This is a genomic window from Spongiactinospora sp. TRM90649 (assembly GCF_029382225.1).
Classification (GTDB): Bacteria; Actinomycetota; Actinomycetes; order Streptosporangiales; family Streptosporangiaceae; genus Spongiactinospora.
On the sequence record NZ_JARLTC010000007.1, the window covers coordinates 174684 to 195817 of the forward strand.

The following is a 21134-nucleotide window of genomic DNA, read 5'->3' on the forward strand; positions in this document are numbered from 1 at the left end:
AGTCGATGACATGACCGAGATTCGCGAATTCCGCATCGACATCCCGCAGGCCGACCTGGACGAGCTGGCCGGACGCCTGGCCCGGGTCCGCTGGGCCGACGAACTGCCGGACGCCGGGAACGACTACGGCGTGTCGCTTGAATACCTGCGCGGCCTGGTCCAGCGGTGGCGCGACGGATACGACTGGCGCGCGTGGGAGGCCAAGCTCAACGAGTACCCGCAGTTCACCACGGTCATCGACGGCCAGAACGTGCACTTCATGCACATCCGCTCACCCGAGCCGGACGCCACTCCGCTGCTGCTCACCCACGGCTGGCCGACCACGATCGTCGAATACCTGGACGTGATCGGCCCGCTCACCGACCCGAGGGCGCACGGCGGCGACCCGGCCGACGCGTTCCACCTGGTCATCCCCTCGATTCCCGGCTTCGGCTTCTCCGGCCACACCACCGAGCGCGGCTGGAACAGGTACCGGATCGCCAGGGCGTGGGCCGAGCTGATGCGCCGCCTCGGCTACGAGCGGTACGGCGCGCACGGCAACGACGGCGGCTCGCTGATCTCGCCGGAGGTGGGCCGCCACGACCCCGAGCACGTCATCGGGGTGCACGTCACCCAGGTCTTCTCCTTCCCGTCCGGCGACCCCGCCGAGCTGGAGAACCTGTCCGACGAGGACCGCAAGAAGGTCGAGTTCCTCGCCTGGTGGCTGGAGAACGGCGGGGCCTATGACCGGTTGCAGTCCACCGCGCCGCAGACCCTGGCCCACGCGCTGGCCGACTCGCCGGTGGGGCAACTGGGGTGGAACGCGCAACTGCTCGGCCCGACCCTCGACCCAGACTACGTGCTCACCAACACGATGATCTACTGGCTGACCAACACGGCCGCGTCGGCCGCCCGCCTGTACTACGAGGACTTCCACGCGAAGGACAAGCCGGCGGAGCCCACCACCGTGCCGCTCGGGCTGGCCAACTTCGCGTGGGACTTCCAGTCGATCCGGCCGTTCGCCGACCGCGACCATCGCAACATCGTGTCGTGGAACGTCTACGACTCGGGGAGCCACTTCGCCGCGCACGACGCCCCCGGCCTGCTGATCGACGACATCCGCGGCTTCTTCCGGCTGGTGCGCTGAGCGCTCAGCGCCGCTGCTCCGCCGCCACCAGGCGGCGCAGCACGACCGGCGTGTGCCCCAGGTGCTCGCGGACCGTGCGGGTCAGGTGCGCGAGACCGACGCGCGTCCACGTCCACCGTCGCCCGGCCGTGGAGCCCGTCCCAGAGCCGGGGCGTGACCTGCACTGACGTGCAGACGTCACCCCCGGCGGGGTGTGCGAACCGTTCCTCCTCGCCGGGGGCGCTCAGGTAGGCGGTCGTCGGATCCAGATCGGCGCTGCCGCCGTCGGCCCACCGCCGGAACCGGCCGCGCCGCACGAGCACCAGCCGATGACCGTCGCGCGCCTCCGTCGCCGACCATCCGGTGTGGTCCAGCCCGGCGAAGACCAGTGGACCGTCCTGGCCGACCCGGAAGGTCACCTGTTCTGCATCAATTCGGGCTGACCCGAACCCGGTCGCCATGGGGCGGGATCGTGGTGGGTAATGGCAAAATATGATCTTCCTGAGACGGGCCGTACACGTCGTGGTGCTCACCCTGCTGGTCATTCCGGTCACCGCCGTGCTCGCCCCGCCCGTGGCGGCGGAACCGCGCAAGCGATCGCACGCCGAGGGCGCGGCCCTCGCGCGGCGCGTGCTGGCGCAGCTCAAGGTCGCCAGGCCGTTATCGATCCGGGGGTACAGCCGGAAGAAGTTCCAGGCCCGGTGGGCCGATCGCCGGGGCAAGTGCGACACGCGGGAGCTGGTGCTGGCCCGCGACGGGCGGAGGGTCCGCCGGAACGCGTCCTGTCATCCGGTCAAGGGGGTCTGGTACAGCCCGTACGACGGCAAGCGGCTCAAGAGTGAGAAGTACGTGGACGTGGACCACGTGGTGCCGCTCGCCTACGCCTGGCGCTCCGGCGCCAAGCGCTGGAGCGCCGCCAAACGGCGGGCCTTCGCCAACGATCTCACCCGCCCCGAGCTGCTCACCGTCAGCCACTCCGCCAACATCGCCAAGGGCGGCAAGGGCCCGCAGAGCTGGCGCCCGCAGCGACGTGCCCACTGGTGCCGCTACGCGACCTCATGGATCACGGTGAAGCGCCACTACCGGCTCTTCGTCACCCGCGGCGAGAAGAAGGCCCTCCTCAACATGCTCCGCACCTGCCGCCGCTGACGTCTCCCAGGGCGGTCAGAGGAGGCGGCGGATCTCGCCGTAGGCGCGGTAGAAGCCGCCGCGGCCGGCGGGGCGGATGCCGTCGACGACGTAGCGGGCGCCCGGCTCGCGGACGTCCTTGGGGAACTGCACGTTCCAGGACTCGTAGCCGGGGGTGACCACGCGGACCCGCAGCCGTTCGCCCTCCCGGACGCACTCCACGACCACGCCGCGGTCTGGGCCGCCCGTCGACACGACCGTCTCCAGAACGGTCTCCAGGACGGCGGACGGCTCGACCACCGCCAGCGAGGCCGCGGCCTTGACGTCCACGGGCTGGGGCACGGTGCCCTGGCGGGCCGCGGCGATGGCCTCCTCGCTGGCGTCGATGCAGGCCAGCGAGCCGTCGGTGGTCACGATGTAGAGACGGTCGTCCAGGTACTGCATGGAGAACGCCGAGCCGCAGCCGGTGCCGAGCTTCCACAGCCGCTCGCCGGACGCGTCGAAGCAGTAGACCGACGACTGGTTGTCGCCCGCGAAGACGTGCCGCCCGCCGGGGGAGGTGGCGCAGGAGTAGACGGCGCCGTCGCACCGGTAGACGGCCTCGACCCGGCCGTCGCCCTTGGCCAGGCGGTGCACGGTACGGCCGGCGGTGCCCGCGTAGACCGAGTGCTCCTCCTGCCAGCCGAACAGCACGTCGTCGGCGACCTTGTTCTCCCAGATCAGCGTGCCGTCCGAGCTGTCGTAGCGGGCGACCCCGTTGGAGTGGCCGTGGTAGATGGCGTCCTCGTCGCACCTGACCATCCAGGCGGAGTTCCCGGCGCCTGCCCGCGCCCACTGGAACTCGTCCTCGTAGTCGATGGTGGTGATCCGCCCGGCGCGGTCGGAGACGCCGAGCACGCCGTCGTGGATGTCCAGCCAGTAGATGTCGACGTCGGCGGCGATCTCGTACGCGGACCTCGGGACTTTGCCGCTCAGGTCGTAGACGCGGCCGTCGTCACAGCCGGCGTAGATCCAGAAGTCGTCGGCCACGATGCACTTGACGCCGTCGGGGAGCCGGAAGCGGCCGGTCACGGTGCCCGTGTGAGTAACGGTGTAGACGTCGCCGCGCTGGTTGCCGACCCAGCAGCGCTCGCCGTCCACGAAGATGCCGAACGCCGCCGCGCCGCTGTCGAAGCGCCACAAGACCGGCGCCTGCAGGGCGGTCGAGCGGGTGCTGGCGATGGTCCTGCGGGTGATCGCGCGGCGCTGCCGCACGCCGCGCACCGCCGCCGCGTAGCCCTTGCGGGTCTTCTCGCCGATCTTCTTCTGCGCGGCGGCCTGCGCCTGCGCCTCGGAGGAGAACTTCGAGACCTTCGTCTGACCGGCCTCGCCGATGCGCCCATAGGTGATCGTGACCTGGGTGCCCGCCACGGTCACCTCGTAGAACTTGTGCGCTCCGCCGCCGTCCTCAGACAGTTCGAGGTAGGTCATGTCCGCTTCTCCAGGATTCGCCGGGCTTGATCGACTGGTCGGGAGACTAGAGCACCACGGCGACAGAAACCTGTCAGCGCGGCGACCCGGGCATCTCAGGCGTCCGTGCGCCCGCGCGGGGTGACGAGACCGGATTCGTAGGCCACGACGACCGCCTGGGCGCGGCTGTTGGGCGCGAGCTTGGACACATCCGCTTCACGTGCGTCTTCACGGTGGCCTCGCTGAGCACCAGGCGCCCGGCGATCTCCTGGTCGGTCAGGCCGTACGCGACGAGGCGCAGGATTCCGGTCTCCTGGCGGTCAGGCCGGACAGCCGGGCCCGGGAGGTGGTCGCGGCGCGGTGCCGGTCGGCGTAGGTCTCGATCAGGCGGTGGGTGATGGGGGGCGCGAGCAGGACGGCTCCGGCCGCGATGGCGCGCACGAGGAGATGATGCGGCCGGGCGGGCCGTCCTTGAGCAGGAAGCCGCCCGCGCCCTCGCCGAGGGCCCACGCGCCGAACACGATCACCATCACCTGGGCGGTGTCCACCAGTGCCGTATCGGGGTCCAGGCGGACGTGCACCATGGTCGTGACCCCCGCGGTCAGCGTGAACATCACCGCCGCCGCCCACCGGGGACGCAGGGTCGCCACGGTGAACATGGCCACGAGCATGCCGACGCCGGTGTTGAACCGCATGTCGTCGTAACACAGGACGTAGGCGCCGATCGCGCCGAGGATCGCGCACATGGTGAGCACTGGGGCCCGCTGCCGCAGCGCGATGGGCGCGGTCATGAGCGCGACGAGAAGGTACGCGAGGGAGGCGGTCTCGCCGTCCGCCGCGAGGGTGACCATGGTCAGCCCGGTGAACGTGACGGCGAGCAGCACGTCCATCAAGATCGACTTAACTGTCACCGGCCCACGTTAACCGCGTGCCGGATATGTGGTCACCCCCCTTCGGGGGCATTTCCGGCTACCCCCAGAGGGGTGATCCGAATTGCCGTTTCAGGGTGACGCGAAAATGCCGCCGGGCTTTCTGGTTTCGTCGGCATGAAATCCGCCTGGACACCCGCGGGGGCGGCGTCCAGGTCCGCCACCGGCCGGCCGAGCGGCCCGCCGCCGCCGGGCAGGGCGGCGGCGGGCACCCGGAAGCGTCAGGGATCACGGGTTGCCGGAACGGCAGGTGGGGACCGTGTGGTAGTCGGCGGACGCGCCGGTGGCGTCGGACACCGTCGCGCGGATGTCGTAGCTGAAGGTGGGCTGGCAGCCGATTCCGACGAAGGTGCGGTTGTCGTAGGAGGGGATGTAGTAGCCGTTCACGTACCAGCGGACGGCGACCGGCGCGACCGCGCCGCTGACCGAGACCGAGCAGAGGAAGCGCCGGGCGAGCGGCTCGCAGTAGCCGCTGACCGACAGGGCCATCGCGGAGGCCGATCCGCCCGCCGCGCCGGTCGCGGCGCTGCTGGACGCCGACGCCGAGGACGCGAACGCGCCCGGGAAGGCGAGCAGTCCGGCAGTGAGAATGGCGGGTAATGCAATTTTGAACGACTTGCGCATTCCGGTCTCCTTTTGGGTGACGGTGGAATCGGGCGCCGCGCCCCGGTGGGGGCGGCGCGGCGAGCCGTCTGGCGTGGTTCCTTCGCCGGAGTGATCGCCGTGGATGAATAGTCGGTGATTTTGTTTGGGATTGGCAATATCCGTCACTAAAGACAGATGCGTCCGACCCGGACGGTAACGTTCGTGTCGTGCGGAGATCAGCGTGGCGGGCCGTCGGGCTGTGGTCGCTCATGTCCGGCCCGGTCGTGCTGTGGGCGCTGGACGCCGGGGTGGGCGGGAACGTCTGGTGGTCCCTGGTCCTGCCGTCGGCCGCGCTGGCGGTCGCGGCGGGGACGGCACGCCGCCGCCCCCTCACGGCACTGGCCGTCCGCGTCGCGCTGACCGCGCCCGATCCGATGGGCCCCGTCGACCGCCACACCATCGCCGTGGTGGTCACGAGCTACCTGGCCGGTCTGAGGGTGACCGAGGTACGGCGGGCGCGGGGCGGCGTCGCCGCGATCGTCTGAGCCGCCGCCGCGCTCGGCGCGGGTTCGTGCTGGCGTTCGCCCTGCCCCTGGCCTTCGCCGCCGTGCTGCTGCTCACTGTCGTGGGGTTCGCCTACCAGAACCTGACGGCGGTGCTGGATCCCGTGGCGTTCGAGCGGGTGGCGGTCGGCAAGCCGTACGCGCAGGTGGCGTCCCGGCTGCCGCACGCGTTCCCCGAGAGCCCGACCCCGGTGACCGAGCCACCGCCGGGTGGAGGGCACCGTGAAGGTCTACGTCAGCGCCATCCTGACCAAGCTCGGTGTGCGCAACCGCGTGCAGGCCGCGATCGTCGCCTACGAGGCGGGGCTGACCGGGAGCGAGCCCGGCTGAACGCCCCGCCCCGGGCGGTCAGGCGTCCCTGCGGCGCAGAGCCAGGTATCCGGCGAAGTGATCGACGCCAGGGTCCAGCCGAGCATGATCAGCCCTCCGGTCACCTGCCCGTACGTACGGCTCGTCGGCGCTGACGCGCATCAGGTTCGCGCCTGCGTCTCCCGGCAGGTAGGCCGCGACCAGGTCCAGATCGACGGCGGGCAGCAGGATGGGCACGATCAGCAGCAGCACGAAGAGCAGCGAGATCGCGCCCGCCGCGCCGCGGATCAGCGTGCCGAGGCCGAGCATCGGCAGGTAGAAGGCGACGCCGAGGACGGTGCCGCCGGCGTGCTGCGACCTGGTGGAGGCCGCGGCGAGGATCACTCCGCCCACCACCAGGGCGATGGCGGCGGCGAGCGTCCACAGGGTGCTCCGCACGCTGCGGAGCTTGATCCATTCGGCGGCGACCGCCCCCGTGAGGCCGCCGTCGTGTTGCTTCGGGGCGGGCAACCGACCGGTTCGTCCAAGATCAGGGTCGGTGGATCGCCCAGCAGCGCGCCCGCGATGGCGAGCCGCTGGCCCATGCCGAGCGAGAACGAGCCCGCGCGCCGTCCGGCCGCCTCCCCGCCGCCAACAGACGCATATCCGCCCACCCAGGCGGACACTCACCCGGCCCACCCGCACAGTCCAGCCGCAGCACTCCATGGAAGTGCACCAGCCCCCGCCGCTGAAACTCCCCGACCTTCGCGAACGACACCCGCACCGAACGCCGGAACGCCGCCCGAGACATCCCCGCCAGCCGCGCCAGCTCCACCGGCAACGCCACCGTGAACCGATGCCACAACCCCCCGCAGACGCGTTCCACAGCATCGCCCGCACGTAGTCGTAAGAGTCGGCACACAACGGCTGACCAATCAGCGGATCACCGGCCTCATGCCGCACCCGGCACCCCACGATCACACACCCCACACCGACGCGGCCGACACGCCACCACACGCCCCGACCGCTCACGCCGAGCATGCACCGGCCCGAAGCCGGGCGCGGTCAACGTCACGAACACCCGAGGATGAGCGCTCACCCCATCAGGCGTCCCCTTACCCCCCGCCAGCCCCGCCCGAATGAGCTGGAACGTATCCGCCTGATAGGTGCGAGAGCACGCCGGACAGACCGTGGCCCGCCGATTACCACACGCCACCAGCAGTCGCCCATGAGGCTCATCCGCCGACGCGTATTCGTGCCGCACCTCCCCCCAGTGGCCGCATCGGCGATCACGGACTCACCGACCAGATGAACCGGCTGGGCACACCCAGCAGTAGCCGCCACCAACTCCCGCCACCGGCTGAAACCTGGATCGCCGACTACTCGCGCCATATCAGTGACCAGTTTGGGAGATCCGCACGGAATCGCCACCCGTCAGCGCTAGATATGACTTCGCGGTATATGAATTAGGAGCAAGCATCCCTAAGAGAGAACTGGGGCACGAGAAATATACGTACCGTCACGGTAATGAATCTTGCCCCCGCATCGGGGACGAAGTTTTTCCGCTATCCAAAACATCTCAACTACGATTCTGGGAATGGATCGCTATCGTTACTGTTGGTATCCGGATTGTCAGCCTCCGGGAACGGATCTTCGCTGGCGTTCAGGCTCGACTTCGGCGCGGACTTTGTCCTGGTTGGAGCAGGATTCTGCACGGGCCGAGATGGCTGCGCGGTGACCGTTACGCGCGACTGCCGGTGCTGCTTCGGCGTTGCCGTCCGCGTCACGCTTTTCGTCACCGTAGCGTTGGCGGTGATTATTTCTGTAACTGTAACCGTGGACACCGAGTTACCTTTCCCCCCTTCGACCCCATCCGTCACGCCCATGCTGTATGACAGCTTGACGGCCAGGGCGCAAATTAGCAGAACCGGAACCGACGCGGCGATGACGACAAGTGCAGGGGTCCATTCAACCCTCTCCCTAGGCAAACTATTTTCAGGCGAAGTTTTCCTGGGTGAAGCTTTGGCGGGTCTCCGAATATGGGTGCGCTTGCGTATCCAGTCCTGCGCCGCCTGCCCAATACGGATCTTCGTAGAACGATCTGGCTGAGTCACGGAACGGACATTACTGCGCCAGTGCACACCAGGTGGCTCAAACTTTCTTTACTTGTTTCCAGCGGGGCCGGGCATGCGGCCTGGAGGCCGGTCCCGCCCCGCGCCGCGCCGCACCCGGGCGGCTCCAGATCGACGCCTGGACCATTCGTGCAGCCTGCCGCTACCCGTCGAGGTAGAGCAGAGCGGCAATGGTCTTCTTGCATACGTTGCAGTGCATCGGCGCTTCTTCGGAGGCGAGATCGCATTCCTCCCGTCGTGACCCGGTCAACGATCCCGGAACTGATCTCTTGCTCCCAAGCGCCCAGCCATCGAGCGGTGTTGTCACTCAGATGATCCACATACCGGGTGGTCATCTCGTAGAACGCACGGACGCCATGTTCCTTCATGTACGTCCAGTTGAACCGGAGGGAACGAAGCGCGATCGGGAAGGGATGTTCGACAAGTCCACGCGCCCAGCGTTCGGACACGTCCTCGATGTCGAGCCGCGCCGCCCGCTTGTCGAGATCGGACCACATCCCCTTACGGTCGTGGTCGATGAGCACCTGCTCCAGCAGACGCCGCGCCTTCTTGAGATTGGCATCCTTCACGGCGAACAGCGCCGCCACCGATGCCAGCGTCACCTCGTCCTGATTCTTCCGAGCGGCGTCGATGGCCTGCTTGAGCTGGACCGCGTACGCGGCCTCCCAGCACATGCACTCACCGAAGGTCGGGGAAACCCCACTCCTTGATCGCCGCGAAAATCCGGTCGCCTTGCACACCCATGCACCATGACCTCCCAGACTCATTACCGCGACACGACGCACCTTTCCGTCAGATGCGCCGCCAACTGATCGATGGAAATCTGTTTCTGGTCTCCCGAATCCATATCCCGAACCGTGACCAATCCCTCGGTTCGTTCCTGCCGTCCGTAAATGAGCGCGAAACGCGCCCGCCTGTCGGCCGCCCATTTCAACTGCTTGGCCAGCTTCCGGCTCGATCCCAGATAGATCTCGCTACGCAGGCCCGCACTTCGCAACCGGCCCGCGAAACCCATCACCTCCTTGGCCCACTCGTCGTCCATGACCGTGACCGCGACATCGAGACCCCCGATCTCCCTGTCGTCTCCGTCCAGAAGCCCGATGATCCGCTCCACACCGAGTGACCCGCCGCACGCGGGGACGTCAGGGCGTTTGCAACGCCTCGAACCCATAGCGTTCAAACACGTCCCGAACCTCAGAAAACACGTGATCCCGTACCGCTAGCTCCCTCGCGAGAAACGTGCTGCGCCCCGACGAGGCCCGCATGCTGCTCGTCTCGGTGGCCGACAGCGAGCGGGTGGCCGCCGAGCCCGTGGCGGCCACCCGGCTCGTGGCGGGCTGCGGGTTCCTGCCGCTGACCGTCCGGATCGCGGCGGCCCTGCTGGCCGCGCGCCCCTCCCGGTCCATCGGCACGCTCGCCGCCCGGCTGGACGGCTAGCGCCGCCGCGGATCGGACGCCGCCGAGGCCGCGTTCGCCCTCGCCTGCAAGCACCTGGACCTCGCGCAGGCACGCGCGTTCCGGCTGTTGTCCCTGGTCGGCGGCCCCGCCATCGAGCCGGAGGCGGCGGCCGCGGTGCTGTGCACGACCGTCGCCCAGGCCGAGGAGAATGGCGGCCTGCCTGTTGGAGCCGTACGCGCCCGGCCGTTACCGCTTCCTCGACCTGCTGCGGGCCTTCGCCCTGCGGACCCTGGAGGCGACGGAGCGCCCGCAGGCCAGGGCGCTGGCGCTGCGCCGCCTGCCGGCCTACTACCTGGCCTCGGCCGCGCCCGCGCACCGGCTGGCGTACGAGGGCAGCATGATCTCGGCCGTCGGCCTGCTGGCGACGGGCGAAGGCCGCGCGGGCACTGGACATCTTCACCGCGCTCGACTCCCCGGAGGCCGGGATCTCGCGGAACTGTTCGAGCAGGAAGGCGACGGCGACGAATAAGTAATTAAATGGGCCGAATTCTTGGGCCATTTTCCCGGTCGGCGGCCGATGGTACGTTCCATTCGTGCGCGCGCTTCCAATGATCGCCGCTTTCGTGTTACTGGCCGGCTGTACCGCGACGGGTTCGCCTCCCCCGGCGCGGAGAACCACGCCGGGCGCCGTTTCCGCCACCCCGGCCGTGAAACGCGACGGCCATTCTTTGAACGGCCACACGAGTTATGTCCATTCGATCGCCTACGGCCGGATCGACGGCAGGCCGGCGCTGGTCAGCGCCGGGGGCGATCCCACGGTCCGGGTGTGGGACCTCGACCGGGGCGTGCCGGTCGGCGGCTCGCTGACCATCCCCGCCGACTACGTCTACTCCGTGGCGTTCGCCTCGCTCGACGGCAGGCCCGTCGCCGTCACCGGCGACAACGAGGGCAAGACCTACGCGGTGCGGGTCTGGGACCTGCGCACCGGGCGGGCGATCGGCGGCGACATGAAGGGTCACACCGGCCTCGTGCAGGCCGTCGCGACGGGCATGTTGCGCGGCGGCCCCATCGCCGTCAGCGGGAGCGACGACAAGACGGCCCGTGTCTGGGACTTGCGCACCGGCAAGCGGATCGGACGCGCCATGCGCGGCCATCTGTTCGGGGTGACCGAGCTGGCCCTCGGCACCGTCGAGGGCAGGCCGGTGCTGCTCACCGGCAACGGCGGCATCGATCCGGTGCGCGTCTGGGACCTGTCGCGCGCGCGGCTCTCCGGCGAGGTCCTGGGCGGGGCGCGGCTCAGCGCGTTCACCTGCGGCAGGCTGGGCGGTCGTGCCGTGGCGATCGTCGCGGGGTTCGACCACTCCGTGCGGATATGGGACCTTGCCCGCCGGGCGCAGGTGGGCGGTCCGCTGCGCGGCCACACCTCGACGGTGACCGCCATCGCCTACGGCGAACTCGACGGCAGGCCCATCGCGATAACCGGCGGCCTCGACCTGACCGTCCGCGTCTGGGACCTGCTCGCCCAGCGCCCGATCGGCGGCCCGCGCCGGGGCCACCACGATGTGATCACCTCGGTCGCCTTCGGCGTCGTGCGCGGCGAGCCGGTCGCGCTGAGCGCCTCCAACGACCACAGCGTCCGCGTCTGGGACCTGCGGGCCGGGTGACGCCATGGTCTCCCAGGAGTACGACGCGTTCATCTCCTACAGCCACGGGCACGAGCAGGAGGGCGGGCTCGCCGCCGCCCTGCAACGCGAGCTGCAGCGGTTCGCCAAGCCGTGGTACCGCGCCCGGGCGATGCGGGTCTTCCGCGACCAGACGAACCTCGCGGCCGACCCCGGCCTGTGGTCCTCGATCGAGCGGGCGCTGGCCGGTTCCCGATGGTTCATCCTGGTCGCCTCGCCCTCGGCGGCCGGGTCGGTGTGGGTGAACCGCGAGGTGCGCTGGTGGCTCGCGAACCGGTCGAGCGACCGCCTGCTGATCGTGCTGGCCGACGGGCTGCTCGTCTGGGACGAGGCGGCTGGAGACGCCGACTGGGCGGCCACGACGGCGCTGCCGCAGGCGTTGCGCGGCGCGTTCGCCGAGGAGCCGCACTGGGTCGATCTGCGCCCGTGGCAGGAGGCCGGCCACACCGGCGCGGCGGATCCCGGGCTGGACGACGCGGTCGCCGGGCTGGCCTCGGCGATCCGCGGAGTGCCCAAGGACGCCCTGAAGGGGGAGCACCGGCGCAGGCACCGCCAGACCATGCGGGTGGCCTGGAGCGCGGCGACCGCGCTCGCGGTGCTCGCCATGGGCACCACGGTGGCCTCGCGGGTCGCCTTCACCCAGCGCGACACCGCCAGGGAACAGGCGCGGATCGCCACGGCCAGGGCGTTCGCCTCGGCGGCGGTGGCGAGCCTGGGCAGCCGGCTGGACCTCGCCCAGCTCCTCGCCGTCGAGGCGTACCGGCTGGAGCCCGACGTCCACACCCGGTCCGCGCTCTTCCAGGCGGTGACCGCCGAGCCGCATCTGGACCGGTTCCTCCAGGTCGGCGCGCGGGTGACCGCCACGGCCGCGTCTGCCGATGGGCGGGTCGTGGCCGCCGGGACGGGGGACGGGCGGGTCGTGCGCTGGGATCTCACCGGGAACACCCGCGCCGAGATCAGGCTCGGGCAGGCCCAGGTCACCCGCCTCACGCTGAGCGCCGACGGCCGGGTGCTGGCGGCCATCGCGGGCCGGGAGGCGTACCGGTGGGCGGACGGCGAGCGGCGGCCCCTGCCGGTCCCGGCGGGGAACGCCCCGGAGTGGGTCGCCGTGTCCCCCTCGGGCGCCCGGGTCGCGCTGCTGGCCGGGCGGGACGACACGGACCGGCCGCTGGGGGCCTTCACCCGGCCGAGACGGCTCGGCAGGCTGACCCTGTTCGAGGGCGGCACGAGCGAAAAGATCGACCTGAAGTACCCGCCGGGACGCTCGCTCTCTTTGCCCGACGAGAACACGCTCTACCTGCTGGGTCGCGACGGCCAATGGGAACGCCGCTCCGTGCCCGGCCTTCGCCCCGACGGTGGCTCCAAGGCCGGCCGGGGCCTCCCGGCCAACAGCCTGGTCGCGGGCTATTCGTCCGACGGCGGCTACTTCGGCTGGACGGGGCCCGGCGGCACCAGACTCTGGCGCACGACCGATCCGGGCGCCGAGCCGTACTTCTCGACGGAACTGCCCGTAGCCGCGCCCAACCCCGGCGACTTCGCGATCAGCCCGGAGGGCACGCGGATCGCGGTGACCAGGGCGGGCACGGTGTACGTGCTGGGAATCCGGGGCGCCGCCGGCGTCCAGGAGCTCACCGGCGCCGAACGTGGGGCCGCCCCGGTGTTCCTCGGCGACGCCGACCACCTGATCACTGCCACCGGCACCGCGCTGATCGTGTGGGACCTCGCCCAGGACACCAGGATCGCCACGAAACCGCCGCTCTCCGTGCCGTTCACGTGCCGGGCCTGCCCGCTGGGCGGCCTCGCGGTGAGCCGGGACGGCCGGCGTCTGGCCGTCGTCGCCGGGAGCGGCCAGGTCGCCGTCGTGGGCCCGCTCGAACCGGCGGACGGCCCGACCGTGATCATGAATCCCCCGCCGCTCTCCTATGGGCCGCCGGTGTGGTCCGCCGACGGCCGGTCGCTCTACCTGGCCACCACGCCGGACGGCGGCGGCCAGGTGCACGACGTGACCCGAGACCCCACGCTCACCGGCACGTGGACGCCCGGGCCCGCGACGGCGCGGGTCGCCGTCGCGCGGCTGTCCGGCGACGGACGGCGGCTGGTCCTGGTGGACGCCCAGGGCCGCGTCGTCGTCCGCGACCCGGCCACCGGCCGGGTGCTGCGCGAGGTCGCAGTGCAGGCGGACCTCTCGCGGTTCGGCAGCGAGCCCGACCGCCGCGTGGCCGCGATCGCCCCGGACGGCGAGACGGTCGCGCTCGCGGCGACGGACGCCGTCAAGGTCGTGGACGTCACCACCGGGCGCGTCCGCGACCTTCCCGGCGGCCCCGCGACGGGCGTGGACTTCGCCGGGCCCGCGCTGCTCCTGCGGCGCGACGTCCCCGGCTTCGAACTGTGGGACGCGGCGACCGGCCGCCGGATCCGCTCCATCCCGTCCGACAGCGGTTACACGTACACGTTCGCGGCGTCCGACGACGGCGGCCTCGTCGCCGGCCTGCGCACGGACGGCACGCTGGTGGTCGTCGCGCTGCCGTCGGGGGAGGTCGTCGGCACCGCGAGCCTCCCCGACCCGGAGGAGCCGAACACGACGACGCTGGGGTTCGCGCCGGGCCGCCGCGACCTGATCACCGTCACGGGAGGCGGGAGCACCACGCGCTGGAACCTGTCGGAGGCGGCCTGGGCGCGGGCGGCCTGCCGTGCGGCGGGCCGCGACCTCACGGCCGCGGAATGGCGCCGCTACGCCCCGCTCGACCCGCCGCCGGACCTGCGGTGCGCCCGCTGACGCCGGGCCGCGCGACGATCAGAGGGTGGCCTCCCAGGCGTCACCGGCGACGGTGACGAAGGCACGGCCGTGACGGTGTGCGGTCACCACGGTCTCGCCGTACCGGTAGGCGACGCCGGAGTCGAGGATCGCCAGCCTGACCCGGCCGCGGCAGCGCGGGAACTCCTCCAGGGCGCGGACCATCTCGCGGTGCGCGGTGGCCCGGTTGAGCGTGACGCCTCCGGCGCCGCGGTCGCCCGCGTCGACCTCCCATACCGCGAACACCTCTCGGGCGAACGTCGACGGTTTCTCCCCACCCATGAGCCTCGGTCCTCTCGGCGATCGGCAACCTTGAGCCGCGTGCGTTCAGGGCCGTTCACATGTTTAATCTGATACCCCGCTCAGGTCGTTCCAGATATCTCAAGAGACGCTTTGCTCCGCCATTACCGGGAAAACGCTTCGCGTCACCCGGAAGCGCGCTGCTATGGTCGGGCGCAGATCGGCCGCGGGACTTCGGTGCGACTTCCGGGATCCGCCTTAAAAGCGACGCTTCGCAGTTCGTTCCCCCATTCCCCGGCCGATCCGCCATGCCGGAAGCCAGGAGGAAGCCAGGGGGGCGCGATGGGCGAGAGCTACGCCGACCTCATCGAGGTCGAGGACATCCTGCTCTTCGCGAACGCCGTGATCACCTCGACGGGTCAGCGCGAGTTCCGCGACTCCCAGTGGGAACAGCGCCTTTCCCTGGATTTCCTGCATCGGTACGTCCAGGGAAACTACCCGGACGTCTATCGGGCGTTGCTCGCGCTCGACGTCAACGACCACAACGCCGCGCTGATCATTCGCAACGTGCTGCGCGAGCCCGGCGGCGACGGGCGGCTGATCGCCTGGCGGCTGCGCCGGATGAGCCCGCCCCGGGTATACCGGCTGTTCGCCGGGCTGCGCCGGGACGGCACGAACAACCGGCGCACGCGGGCGATCGTCCGCGACTGGCTGGCGGCGCGGCCCGACCTGGCCTTCGACGCGGTGAAGTACCGTTCCGCGCTGAAGGCGGCGATCCGTCACGCGCATCTGAAGCCGCCCGGCGAGCTGGGCGACTTCCTGTTCGCCCCGCGCCGCCGGGCCCGCTTCGAGACGCCCGTGCTGGAGACGTGGCGGCGCGCGCACTACGACAAGCAGGCGCTCTACGACCTGCCGTACACGGTGGCCGAGGGGTTCGCGGCGCGGCGCGGGATCGACCGAGAGGTCTTCCTGGCCCGGATCGCCCCCCAGATGACCAGGCTGGAGCGGCTGCGGCTGACGGAGGCCGCCGGGCGCGCCGGCGCCGACACCGCCGCCGACCTGGCCGCGATGCCGCTGGTCCGGCTGGCGTCCTACGCGCTGTCGCTGCCGCCGCGGGTCAGGGCGGAGCGGCGGGCCGAGCTGACCGGGGCGCTACGGGCCTCGGCGGCCCGCGCGGCCGGGGCGCGGGCGGGCACATGGGGGAAGGTCACGGCGGTGCTCGACGACAGCTTCTCGTCGTTCGGGTCGCCGGTGAAGCGCAACCGGCCGCTCGCCGTCGCGCTGGCCTGCCACCACCTGCTCGCGGCGCTGGCGGGCGAGTATCGCGGTCTGTGGCTCGGCGGGCACGCCGACCCGCTCCTCGTTCGGCCGGTCGGTCCCACCCCGCTGGGCGGCCGGATCATCGACGCCCTCGAAACGTCCCCCGACCGGCTGATCATCGTCTCCGACGGCTGGGACAACGCGCCGCCTGGCCTGGCCGGGGAGGTCCTGCGGGTCTGGCGGCGCAGGCTCGACCCCGGCGGACGGGTCCGCGTCGTCCACCTGAACCCGGTCTACGACGCGGAGGCGTTCGACGTGCGCCGCCTGTCGCCCATGGTGCCGACGGTCGGGATCCGCGACGCGGAGAACCTGCCCGCCCTGGTGGAACTGGCCGCGTTCGCCGAGGGCCGTACCGGCCTGGGCGAGCTGCGCGCCTACCTGGCCGAGCGCGCCGAGACGCACCTGCGGAACGCCGAGGAGACGGAGCCGTGATGATCGACATGACCGGGCTGGCCGCGCGGCCGTCGCAGACCTGGGGCGCGGTCCGGCTGGTGCCGCTGGTGCGGGAGGACCCGGTCACGGACCTCCGGCTCGACCTCCGCGCCTACGGCGACGAGCTGTCAGAGGTCTCCCTGCCGGACCGGTCGCACTACATCGCCTATGTCCCGCACGCCTTCGTCGCCTCGTGGACCACCGACGGCACCCCCGCGGCGACGTACGGCACGCAGCTCGGCTCCCCCGAGCGGCACGTCGCCCTCCGCTTCCGGCGGCGGATGGCCCGCCGGTTGGACAAGAACCGGCTCCGGTTCCTGCCCCTGCACCTGGCGCTCGAAGGGTTCCTGGCGCTGCACTTCGGCGGCCCCGAGATCGCCTGGCAGGAGTGGTCGCACCGGGCGGTGACGCACGGCCTGTCGCCGCGCGCCGAGGAGGCGTACACCGGGGCCGCGATCCGCGGGCTGGACGACGCACTGCGCGTCTTCGAGATCCACCCGGGGCAGTGCGGCATGGTGCTCTACACGGGCGACGCCCTGGCGGGCGCGTTCGTGGTGCCCCACCCGGACGACTACCGGGCGCTGCACCCGACCCTCGTGAAAGACATGTACGGCGAGCAGGTCTACCACTACGCGCTCTACCACCGGGCGAACCCGATGGAGGCCGCGATCGACGACGCCCTGGTGTCCTCCCTGGCCGGGCTCAGGGAGCAGGCCGCCCGCAGGGAGCGCGAGTGGGCGGAGTTCCACGACGACATCATGGCGGCGGGCATGATCGCGTCCCCGGCGCGGATCGACGAGGTGTACCGCCTCGGCCGGTTCCGGCTGCGGCGCTTCCTGCCCGCGTTCGAGCCGCGCCGGGAGAACCACATCGGCGAAATGATCGTCGATGACGGCGGGCGGCTCGCCTACCTGAAGACGTTCCGGCTCTCGGAGGCGCAGATCCGGCGGGGGCACCTGCTGACCCTGCTGGCCGCGCACGACTGGAGCCTGCCCGGCACCGCCGCCGCGCTCGGCGACGCCGAGGCGGCGCTGGGCGTGCGCCTGGCCCGCGCGGGCCTCGGCCACCTGCTGCGGCCGGACCTGCTCGCCGCCTACCGCAAGGCTCTCAGGTGAACGTCCCGGCCCTGGATCGTGGCCGTCCCCTCGGCCTCGAAGAGGGTTCGCTGCGAGTGCAGCGACTCGGTCTGCGCCGGTTGTGACCGCGCGGGCTCGCCGTCCTCGCCGGGGCCGCGCGTGGCGTTCCAGTACATGGCCCCGACGATGACGAGGCCGACCACCCCGAGTACGACGAAGGCGATCAGGAGCCCGGTGGCGAGGCGGGGCGGGCGGGACTGCTCGGGTGGGTTCACCGGATGTCTCCAAGCGGTGGGACCGGGCGGCCATGGTGGTTGCAGAGGCGCCGGTGGCCAGTGTGACCGTGCCAAACGTGAGCATGACGCCTGCCTGTGGTCGCCGGTTGACGTGCTGTCCGCATCCGGACGGCTTTGTACTGACTTCTTGGTAAGTACCCCACTTAATAGTGGGTACTTGCGGCCGGGGCCCACCTGCAAAACCCTGGAGACATGCCTACCGACTCACCAACCGACGTATCCACTGATCGCACGCCCGTCACCGTCCTCGGGCTCGGGCCGATGGGCCGCGCGCTGGCGGGGGCCTTCCTGGCGGCGGGCCACCCGACCACCGTGTGGAACCGCACCCCCGGCAAGGCCGGTGACCTGGCCGCCCGGGGCGCGGTCGTGGCCGAGACGCCGGGCGAGGCCGTCGCCGCGGGCGACGTGGTGGTCGTCTGCGTGCTCGACTACGACGCCTCGCAGGCGATCCTCGACCGGGCGGCGGGCGACCTCAAGGGCCGAACCCTGGTCAACCTCACCGCCGACACACCGGACAGGGCCAGGCAGGCGGCGGAATGGGCGGCCGGGCACGGCGTCCGCTACCTCGACGGGGCGATCATGACCCCCACCGTCACCATCGGCGGGCCGGACGCCGTGTTCCTCCTCAGCGGTCCCGAGGACCTGTACGAGGAGACCGCGCCCGTGCTCGCGGCCCTGGGCGGCACGCGCAGTCACCTGGGCGCCGACCCCGGCCGGGCCGCCGCGTACGACCTGGCGCTGCTCGACATGTTCTGGACAGGCATGGGCGGCATGCTCCACGGGATGGCCCTGGCGCGGGCGGAGAACGTCACGGCCGCCGACCTGGCCCCCTTCGCCAAGGGCATGGGCACGCTGATGGCACAGGTCGTCGACGAGCTCACCGTGCCCGTGGACACCCGCAGCCATCCGGGCGACGATTCCACGATCCTTTCGGTCGTCGCGACCCTGGATCACGTCGTGCACACGTCGGAACGGCGGGGGATCGACGCGAGCCTGATCCGGGCCGTCCAGGAGATCTCCCTCCGGGCGGTGGCGGCCGGGCGGGGCACGGATGGGTTCTCCGGGATCGTGGAGTTCTTCGACGCGGATGCGGGGACCGCCCGGTAGGACGGCTCCCGCCCCGTCACCGCGTGCCGCCCGCCGCCCGGAAGGGCCGCCAGGCGACCACCGTGATGACCGCAGCAGGCGGCTGCCCCGGCCACCAGGGCGGGATCGGCGGTCAGCGAGGCGACGAGCAGGGAACCGGCGACGGAGCCGACGCCGTCGCCGAGGTTGGAGATCGCGGAAGCCGTCCACAGCTTGTGGAAATCCGCCCGAGCCGGGCGGGTCCGCCCGTGCCGGCGCGATCGCGCGCACGCACGCACGCAAAAGAGACTCCTTGGGGGGAGAGAGGATCCGGTAAGTATCCGGTGGCTACGGAAACCGCTCGCTCCCAGGAGTCCCTGGCGGTACGGATCAGCCGGTGGTCGCCGCGGACTCCCGGAACGACGCGGTGGACGCGACCATGCGGATGCGCATGGGACCTCCTGGCCGGGGCCGCTCGCGGCCCGCGTACTCTCGTGCCGTCGCCGCCGGTGACGGCGGATCTCGGGCCGAACGTAACCGCGGGCCGTCCGCCGGGCAACGCCTTTTCGGGTTCATCGGCCGGTTCACGGCGGGGGGCATAGTGACGGTCGTCCCGTCGCGTCTCTAAGGGCGTGACGGATGCTGGAGGTGGTCGTGGACCACGATGACGAGCGGGCGTTCCGCGATTTCGTGTCGGCGCGCTCGCCGGCGCTGATGCGTGTGGCGTATCTGCTGGCCGGAGGCGACCAGCACGGCGCGGAGGATCTCCTGCAGTCCGCCCTGGCCAAGACGTTCACCCGCTGGCGGAGCGTGGACTCCCCCGAGGCGTACGTGCGCCAGGTGATGTACCGGCAGCAGGTCTCCTGGTGGCGGCTGGGCTGGCGACGCAACGAGACCGCCGTGGCCGAGCCGCCCGAGCGGGTGCACCCGGACGCCACAGACGCGGCCGAGCTGAAGATCGTCATACGGCGGGCGCTGGCCAGGCTCACCGCCAGGCAGCGCGCCGTACTGGTGCTCCGGTATCTGGAGGACCTGCCCGAGGCCGATGTCGCGGCCGAACTCGGCTGCTCGGTCGGGACGGTGCGCAGCACCGCCCACCGGGCCCTGGCCCGCCTGCGGGTGCTCGCCCCCGAGCTGATGGCGATGGGGGATCCCTACACGATCTTCGGGGAGGCGACGGCATGACGATCGACGAGATGCTCAAGCGGACCATGCGCGAGTGGTCGGAGGAGGCGCGGGTCCCCGCCGACCTGGCGGACCGGGCGATCAGGCGGCGCACCCGCCGGCGGGTACGGGTGGGGGCGACGTTCGCGGGGGCCGTCGCCGCGGCCGTCGCGGCGGTCATCGTGGTGCCGGGCGTGGTCGGCGGGGGCACGGCGGTGCTCACGACCCCGATCACCGCGACGCCGGAGCCGCCCACGGACTACGGCGTCAGCGCCGACCCGGACGCCTCGCCGCCGAAGGGACGGCTGATCGGGGCGCACGACGTGGCGGCGTTCGCCTACAGCGTCTGGTCAGAGCGGAAGATCTCCGCGGAGCGGCAGGTCAACGTCGACACCTGGTACCTGTTCGACGACGCGGCCCAGGAGTACAGGAAGACCGAGTGGGCGCACCTGGACATCGCGCGGGGCGGCGACCAGGTCGCGGTGCTGGAGCCGTACGGCACGACCCGCGTCGGGCTGCTCGACCGGAAGGGCGGCGAGGTCCGCTGGATCGAACTGGGACAGAAGCCCGGGTCCGTGCAGTGGTCCCCCGACGGCAGGCGGCTGCTCCTCACCACCTACAGCGCCGACCCCGACGAGAGGGAGGTCCCGAAGGACAACAGCGAGTACATGCTGCCGCCCAGCCGTAACGGTTACGTCATCCTGGAGGTGGAGAGCGGGACGTCCCGCTTCTTCCCGCTCGCCGAACCGGAGAGCCAAGGCAGCGGGCGGCGTGACGACGTGCGGTGGAGCTGGGACGGCGGCCTGGTCTCGATCGCCCCGGTCTTCGGCCAGAACGACCGGAGGTACATGGACCTTGAGGGCAAGGCCGCGTCGGCCCCGCCACTGGAGACCAAGGTCTACCAGCAGGCCGGTAAGTCTCCCGACGGGCGGCGACTGGCCGACGAGAGTCCAGACAAGTCAGCCATAACAGGCGTTCGCGACATCGCGAGTGGCAAGGTCACGCCGGTCCGCCCGCTCAATGGGCACTGGGTCGAGCAGCTCGCGGCCTGGGCGGGCAACGACCACCTCATCGCGTGGGCCTGCGAGAGCGACGGCGGGTCGGGATGCGTCAAGAGCGAGTTCCGCAACCGCCTCGTCCTGGTCGCCGCCGACGGCAGCACCCTCGAACCCCTCACCGGGTACCGGGAGAACAGCCAGAAGCCCGGCTCCTGGATCCCTCTCTTCACCCGCCGCTGACCGTCGGAGAGCTTGACCGGCGGTCTGACAGGGGTGTCTCCACGGGCCTCAGGAACGCCGTAGGGGCTCAGCGGCGTCGAGTCGTACCGTGGGTGGGGCCGGGCGTTCTCGGCGGGCCTCAGCGGCTTCTGCGGGTGGCACGGGTACGGCCCGCGCCTCGGGTCTCCTGGCGGAGATCCGCGGTGCGGGCCGGACGTCGTGCCGGATCGGGGCCGGGAACTGGTCTGGAGCATGTATCGGGGGACCGGCG

23 protein-coding genes and 2 pseudogenes are annotated in these 21134 nt (G+C 71.3%); 13 read left to right on the top strand and 12 right to left on the bottom strand.

The window, feature by feature from the left end; genetic code table 11:
• Window positions 1-10: 10 nt before the first annotated feature.
• Complete coding sequence (locus tag P3X83_RS10055; protein ID WP_277304659.1) at window positions 11-1126, top strand: epoxide hydrolase family protein; 1116 nt, start codon at window positions 11-13, stop codon at window positions 1124-1126.
• A 4-nt stretch (window positions 1127-1130) separates the two neighbouring features.
• Here P3X83_RS10055 and P3X83_RS10060 read toward each other — a convergent pair whose 3' ends face one another.
• Window positions 1131-1307, bottom strand: coding sequence for a hypothetical protein (locus P3X83_RS10060; protein WP_277304660.1), 177 nt, complete (start codon window positions 1305-1307; stop codon window positions 1131-1133).
• Between the two features lie 290 nt (window positions 1308-1597).
• Between P3X83_RS10060 and P3X83_RS10065 the strand changes: the two genes are divergently transcribed.
• A complete protein-coding gene (locus P3X83_RS10065) occupies window positions 1598-2254 on the top strand; it encodes an HNH endonuclease family protein (RefSeq protein ID WP_277304661.1) in 657 nt (218 codons plus the stop codon).
• A 15-nt stretch (window positions 2255-2269) separates the two neighbouring features.
• On the opposite strand, the gene P3X83_RS10070 is transcribed toward P3X83_RS10065, so the two are convergent.
• From P3X83_RS10070 to P3X83_RS10085, 4 genes are all read right to left on the bottom strand, one after another.
• Window positions 2270-3703 (bottom strand): WGR domain-containing protein, encoded by a 1434-nt coding sequence (locus P3X83_RS10070; RefSeq protein WP_277304662.1) that lies wholly within the window; start codon window positions 3701-3703, stop codon window positions 2270-2272.
• A 255-nt stretch (window positions 3704-3958) separates the two neighbouring features.
• Entirely contained in the window at window positions 3959-4123 is a 165-nt protein-coding gene (locus tag P3X83_RS10075; RefSeq protein ID WP_277304663.1) for a hypothetical protein, read from the bottom strand.
• On the bottom strand, window positions 4066-4593 hold the full coding sequence (locus P3X83_RS10080) for a hypothetical protein (protein WP_277304664.1): 528 nt from the start codon (window positions 4591-4593) through the stop codon (window positions 4066-4068). The genes P3X83_RS10075 and P3X83_RS10080 overlap by 58 nt, the downstream gene beginning before the upstream one ends.
• Window positions 4594-4839: 246 nt before the next feature.
• A complete protein-coding gene (locus tag P3X83_RS10085; protein WP_277304665.1) occupies window positions 4840-5235 on the bottom strand; it encodes a hypothetical protein in 396 nt (131 codons plus the stop codon).
• Between the two features lie 188 nt (window positions 5236-5423).
• Here P3X83_RS10085 and P3X83_RS10090 point away from each other — a divergent pair, with 188 nt between their 5' ends.
• Together P3X83_RS10090 and P3X83_RS10095 are read left to right on the top strand one after the other, a co-directional pair.
• Complete coding sequence (locus tag P3X83_RS10090) at window positions 5424-5741, top strand: hypothetical protein (RefSeq protein ID WP_277304666.1); 318 nt, start codon at window positions 5424-5426, stop codon at window positions 5739-5741.
• 228 nt (window positions 5742-5969) lie between these two features.
• Window positions 5970-6089, top strand: a pseudogene (locus P3X83_RS10095) (LuxR C-terminal-related transcriptional regulator); the annotation flags it as partial.
• An 18-nt stretch (window positions 6090-6107) separates the two neighbouring features.
• Here the strand turns inward: P3X83_RS10095 and P3X83_RS10100 are convergent.
• From P3X83_RS10100 to P3X83_RS10120, 5 genes and pseudogenes are all read right to left on the bottom strand, one after another.
• On the bottom strand, window positions 6108-6506 hold the full coding sequence (locus tag P3X83_RS10100; protein WP_277304667.1) for a hypothetical protein: 399 nt from the start codon (window positions 6504-6506) through the stop codon (window positions 6108-6110).
• A 74-nt stretch (window positions 6507-6580) separates the two neighbouring features.
• Window positions 6581-6691 (bottom strand): annotated as a pseudogene (locus tag P3X83_RS10105) (ATP-binding cassette domain-containing protein); the annotation flags it as partial.
• Between the two features lie 939 nt (window positions 6692-7630).
• A complete protein-coding gene (locus P3X83_RS10110; RefSeq protein WP_277304668.1) occupies window positions 7631-8161 on the bottom strand; it encodes a hypothetical protein in 531 nt (176 codons plus the stop codon).
• On the bottom strand, window positions 8158-8853 hold the full coding sequence (locus tag P3X83_RS10115) for a hypothetical protein (protein ID WP_277304669.1): 696 nt from the start codon (window positions 8851-8853) through the stop codon (window positions 8158-8160). Before P3X83_RS10115 ends, P3X83_RS10110 begins: the two co-directional genes overlap by 4 nt.
• Before the next feature lie 92 nt (window positions 8854-8945).
• Entirely contained in the window at window positions 8946-9293 is a 348-nt protein-coding gene (locus P3X83_RS10120) for a His/Gly/Thr/Pro-type tRNA ligase C-terminal domain-containing protein (RefSeq protein ID WP_277304670.1), read from the bottom strand.
• 125 nt (window positions 9294-9418) lie between these two features.
• Between P3X83_RS10120 and P3X83_RS10125 the strand changes: the two genes are divergently transcribed.
• The 4 genes from P3X83_RS10125 to P3X83_RS10140 all read left to right on the top strand — a co-directional run bounded on the left by P3X83_RS10125 (window position 9419) and on the right by P3X83_RS10140 (window position 14035).
• Window positions 9419-9616 (top strand): hypothetical protein, encoded by a 198-nt coding sequence (locus tag P3X83_RS10125; protein WP_277304671.1) that lies wholly within the window; start codon window positions 9419-9421, stop codon window positions 9614-9616.
• A 169-nt stretch (window positions 9617-9785) separates the two neighbouring features.
• On the top strand, window positions 9786-10106 hold the full coding sequence (locus tag P3X83_RS10130; protein WP_277304672.1) for a hypothetical protein: 321 nt from the start codon (window positions 9786-9788) through the stop codon (window positions 10104-10106).
• Between the two features lie 199 nt (window positions 10107-10305).
• Entirely contained in the window at window positions 10306-11241 is a 936-nt protein-coding gene (locus P3X83_RS10135) for a WD40 repeat domain-containing protein (RefSeq protein WP_277304673.1), read from the top strand.
• Window positions 11242-11245: 4 nt separating this feature from the next.
• On the top strand, window positions 11246-14035 hold the full coding sequence (locus P3X83_RS10140; protein WP_277304674.1) for a TIR domain-containing protein: 2790 nt from the start codon (window positions 11246-11248) through the stop codon (window positions 14033-14035).
• Window positions 14036-14053: 18 nt separating this feature from the next.
• Here the strand turns inward: P3X83_RS10140 and P3X83_RS10145 are convergent, their stop codons facing one another.
• Window positions 14054-14335 carry a hypothetical protein gene (locus P3X83_RS10145; RefSeq protein WP_277304675.1) on the bottom strand — a complete coding sequence of 94 codons (282 nt, stop codon included), beginning with the start codon at window positions 14333-14335 and terminating at the stop codon, window positions 14054-14056.
• Window positions 14336-14635: 300 nt separating this feature from the next.
• On the opposite strand from P3X83_RS10145, the gene P3X83_RS10150 reads away from it, so the two are divergent.
• Both P3X83_RS10150 and P3X83_RS10155 read left to right on the top strand, forming a co-directional pair.
• Window positions 14636-16045, top strand: a complete 1410-nt coding sequence (locus tag P3X83_RS10150; protein ID WP_277304676.1) for a hypothetical protein — start codon at window positions 14636-14638, stop codon at window positions 16043-16045.
• Complete coding sequence (locus tag P3X83_RS10155) at window positions 16045-17160, top strand: hypothetical protein (protein WP_277304844.1); 1116 nt, start codon at window positions 16045-16047, stop codon at window positions 17158-17160. The genes P3X83_RS10150 and P3X83_RS10155 overlap by 1 nt, the downstream gene beginning before the upstream one ends.
• Here the strand turns inward: P3X83_RS10155 and P3X83_RS10160 are convergent.
• Window positions 17139-17396, bottom strand: coding sequence for a hypothetical protein (locus P3X83_RS10160; protein WP_277304677.1), 258 nt, complete (start codon window positions 17394-17396; stop codon window positions 17139-17141). The genes P3X83_RS10155 and P3X83_RS10160 overlap by 22 nt on opposite strands.
• 213 nt (window positions 17397-17609) lie before the next feature.
• On the opposite strand from P3X83_RS10160, the gene P3X83_RS10165 reads away from it, so the two are divergent.
• The 3 genes from P3X83_RS10165 (at window position 17610) to P3X83_RS10175 (ending at window position 20884) form a co-directional block, all read left to right on the top strand.
• Window positions 17610-18524 (top strand): NAD(P)-binding domain-containing protein, encoded by a 915-nt coding sequence (locus tag P3X83_RS10165; protein WP_277304678.1) that lies wholly within the window; start codon window positions 17610-17612, stop codon window positions 18522-18524.
• Window positions 18525-19121: 597 nt separating this feature from the next.
• Complete coding sequence (locus P3X83_RS10170; protein WP_277304679.1) at window positions 19122-19667, top strand: SigE family RNA polymerase sigma factor; 546 nt, start codon at window positions 19122-19124, stop codon at window positions 19665-19667.
• Complete coding sequence (locus tag P3X83_RS10175; RefSeq protein ID WP_277304680.1) at window positions 19664-20884, top strand: hypothetical protein; 1221 nt, start codon at window positions 19664-19666, stop codon at window positions 20882-20884. The genes P3X83_RS10170 and P3X83_RS10175 overlap by 4 nt, the downstream gene beginning before the upstream one ends.
• Window positions 20885-21134: the final 250 nt, after the last annotated feature.

Bases quoted from the DNA above. Each gene is read 5' to 3' on its own strand.
- P3X83_RS10170 (WP_277304679.1), top strand. From the start codon at position 19,122: ATGCTGGAGGTGGTCGTGGACCACGATGACGAGCGGGCGTTCCGCGAT.
- P3X83_RS10175 (WP_277304680.1), top strand. From the start codon at position 19,664: ATGACGATCGACGAGATGCTCAAGCGGACCATGCGCGAGTGGTCGGAG.
- P3X83_RS10115 (WP_277304669.1), bottom strand. From the start codon at position 8,853: ATGTGCTGGGAGGCCGCGTACGCGGTCCAGCTCAAGCAGGCCATCGAC.
- P3X83_RS10070 (WP_277304662.1), bottom strand. From the start codon at position 3,703: ATGACCTACCTCGAACTGTCTGAGGACGGCGGCGGAGCGCACAAGTTC.
- P3X83_RS10145 (WP_277304675.1), bottom strand. From the start codon at position 14,335: ATGGGTGGGGAGAAACCGTCGACGTTCGCCCGAGAGGTGTTCGCGGTA.
- P3X83_RS10055 (WP_277304659.1), top strand. From the start codon at position 11: ATGACCGAGATTCGCGAATTCCGCATCGACATCCCGCAGGCCGACCTG.
- P3X83_RS10085 (WP_277304665.1), bottom strand. From the start codon at position 5,235: ATGCGCAAGTCGTTCAAAATTGCATTACCCGCCATTCTCACTGCCGGA.
- P3X83_RS10130 (WP_277304672.1), top strand. From the start codon at position 9,786: ATGGCGGCCTGCCTGTTGGAGCCGTACGCGCCCGGCCGTTACCGCTTC.
- P3X83_RS10155 (WP_277304844.1), top strand. From the start codon at position 16,045: ATGATCGACATGACCGGGCTGGCCGCGCGGCCGTCGCAGACCTGGGGC.
- P3X83_RS10140 (WP_277304674.1), top strand. From the start codon at position 11,246: ATGGTCTCCCAGGAGTACGACGCGTTCATCTCCTACAGCCACGGGCAC.
- P3X83_RS10165 (WP_277304678.1), top strand. From the start codon at position 17,610: ATGCCTACCGACTCACCAACCGACGTATCCACTGATCGCACGCCCGTC.
- P3X83_RS10150 (WP_277304676.1), top strand. From the start codon at position 14,636: ATGGGCGAGAGCTACGCCGACCTCATCGAGGTCGAGGACATCCTGCTC.
- P3X83_RS10065 (WP_277304661.1), top strand. From the start codon at position 1,598: ATGATCTTCCTGAGACGGGCCGTACACGTCGTGGTGCTCACCCTGCTG.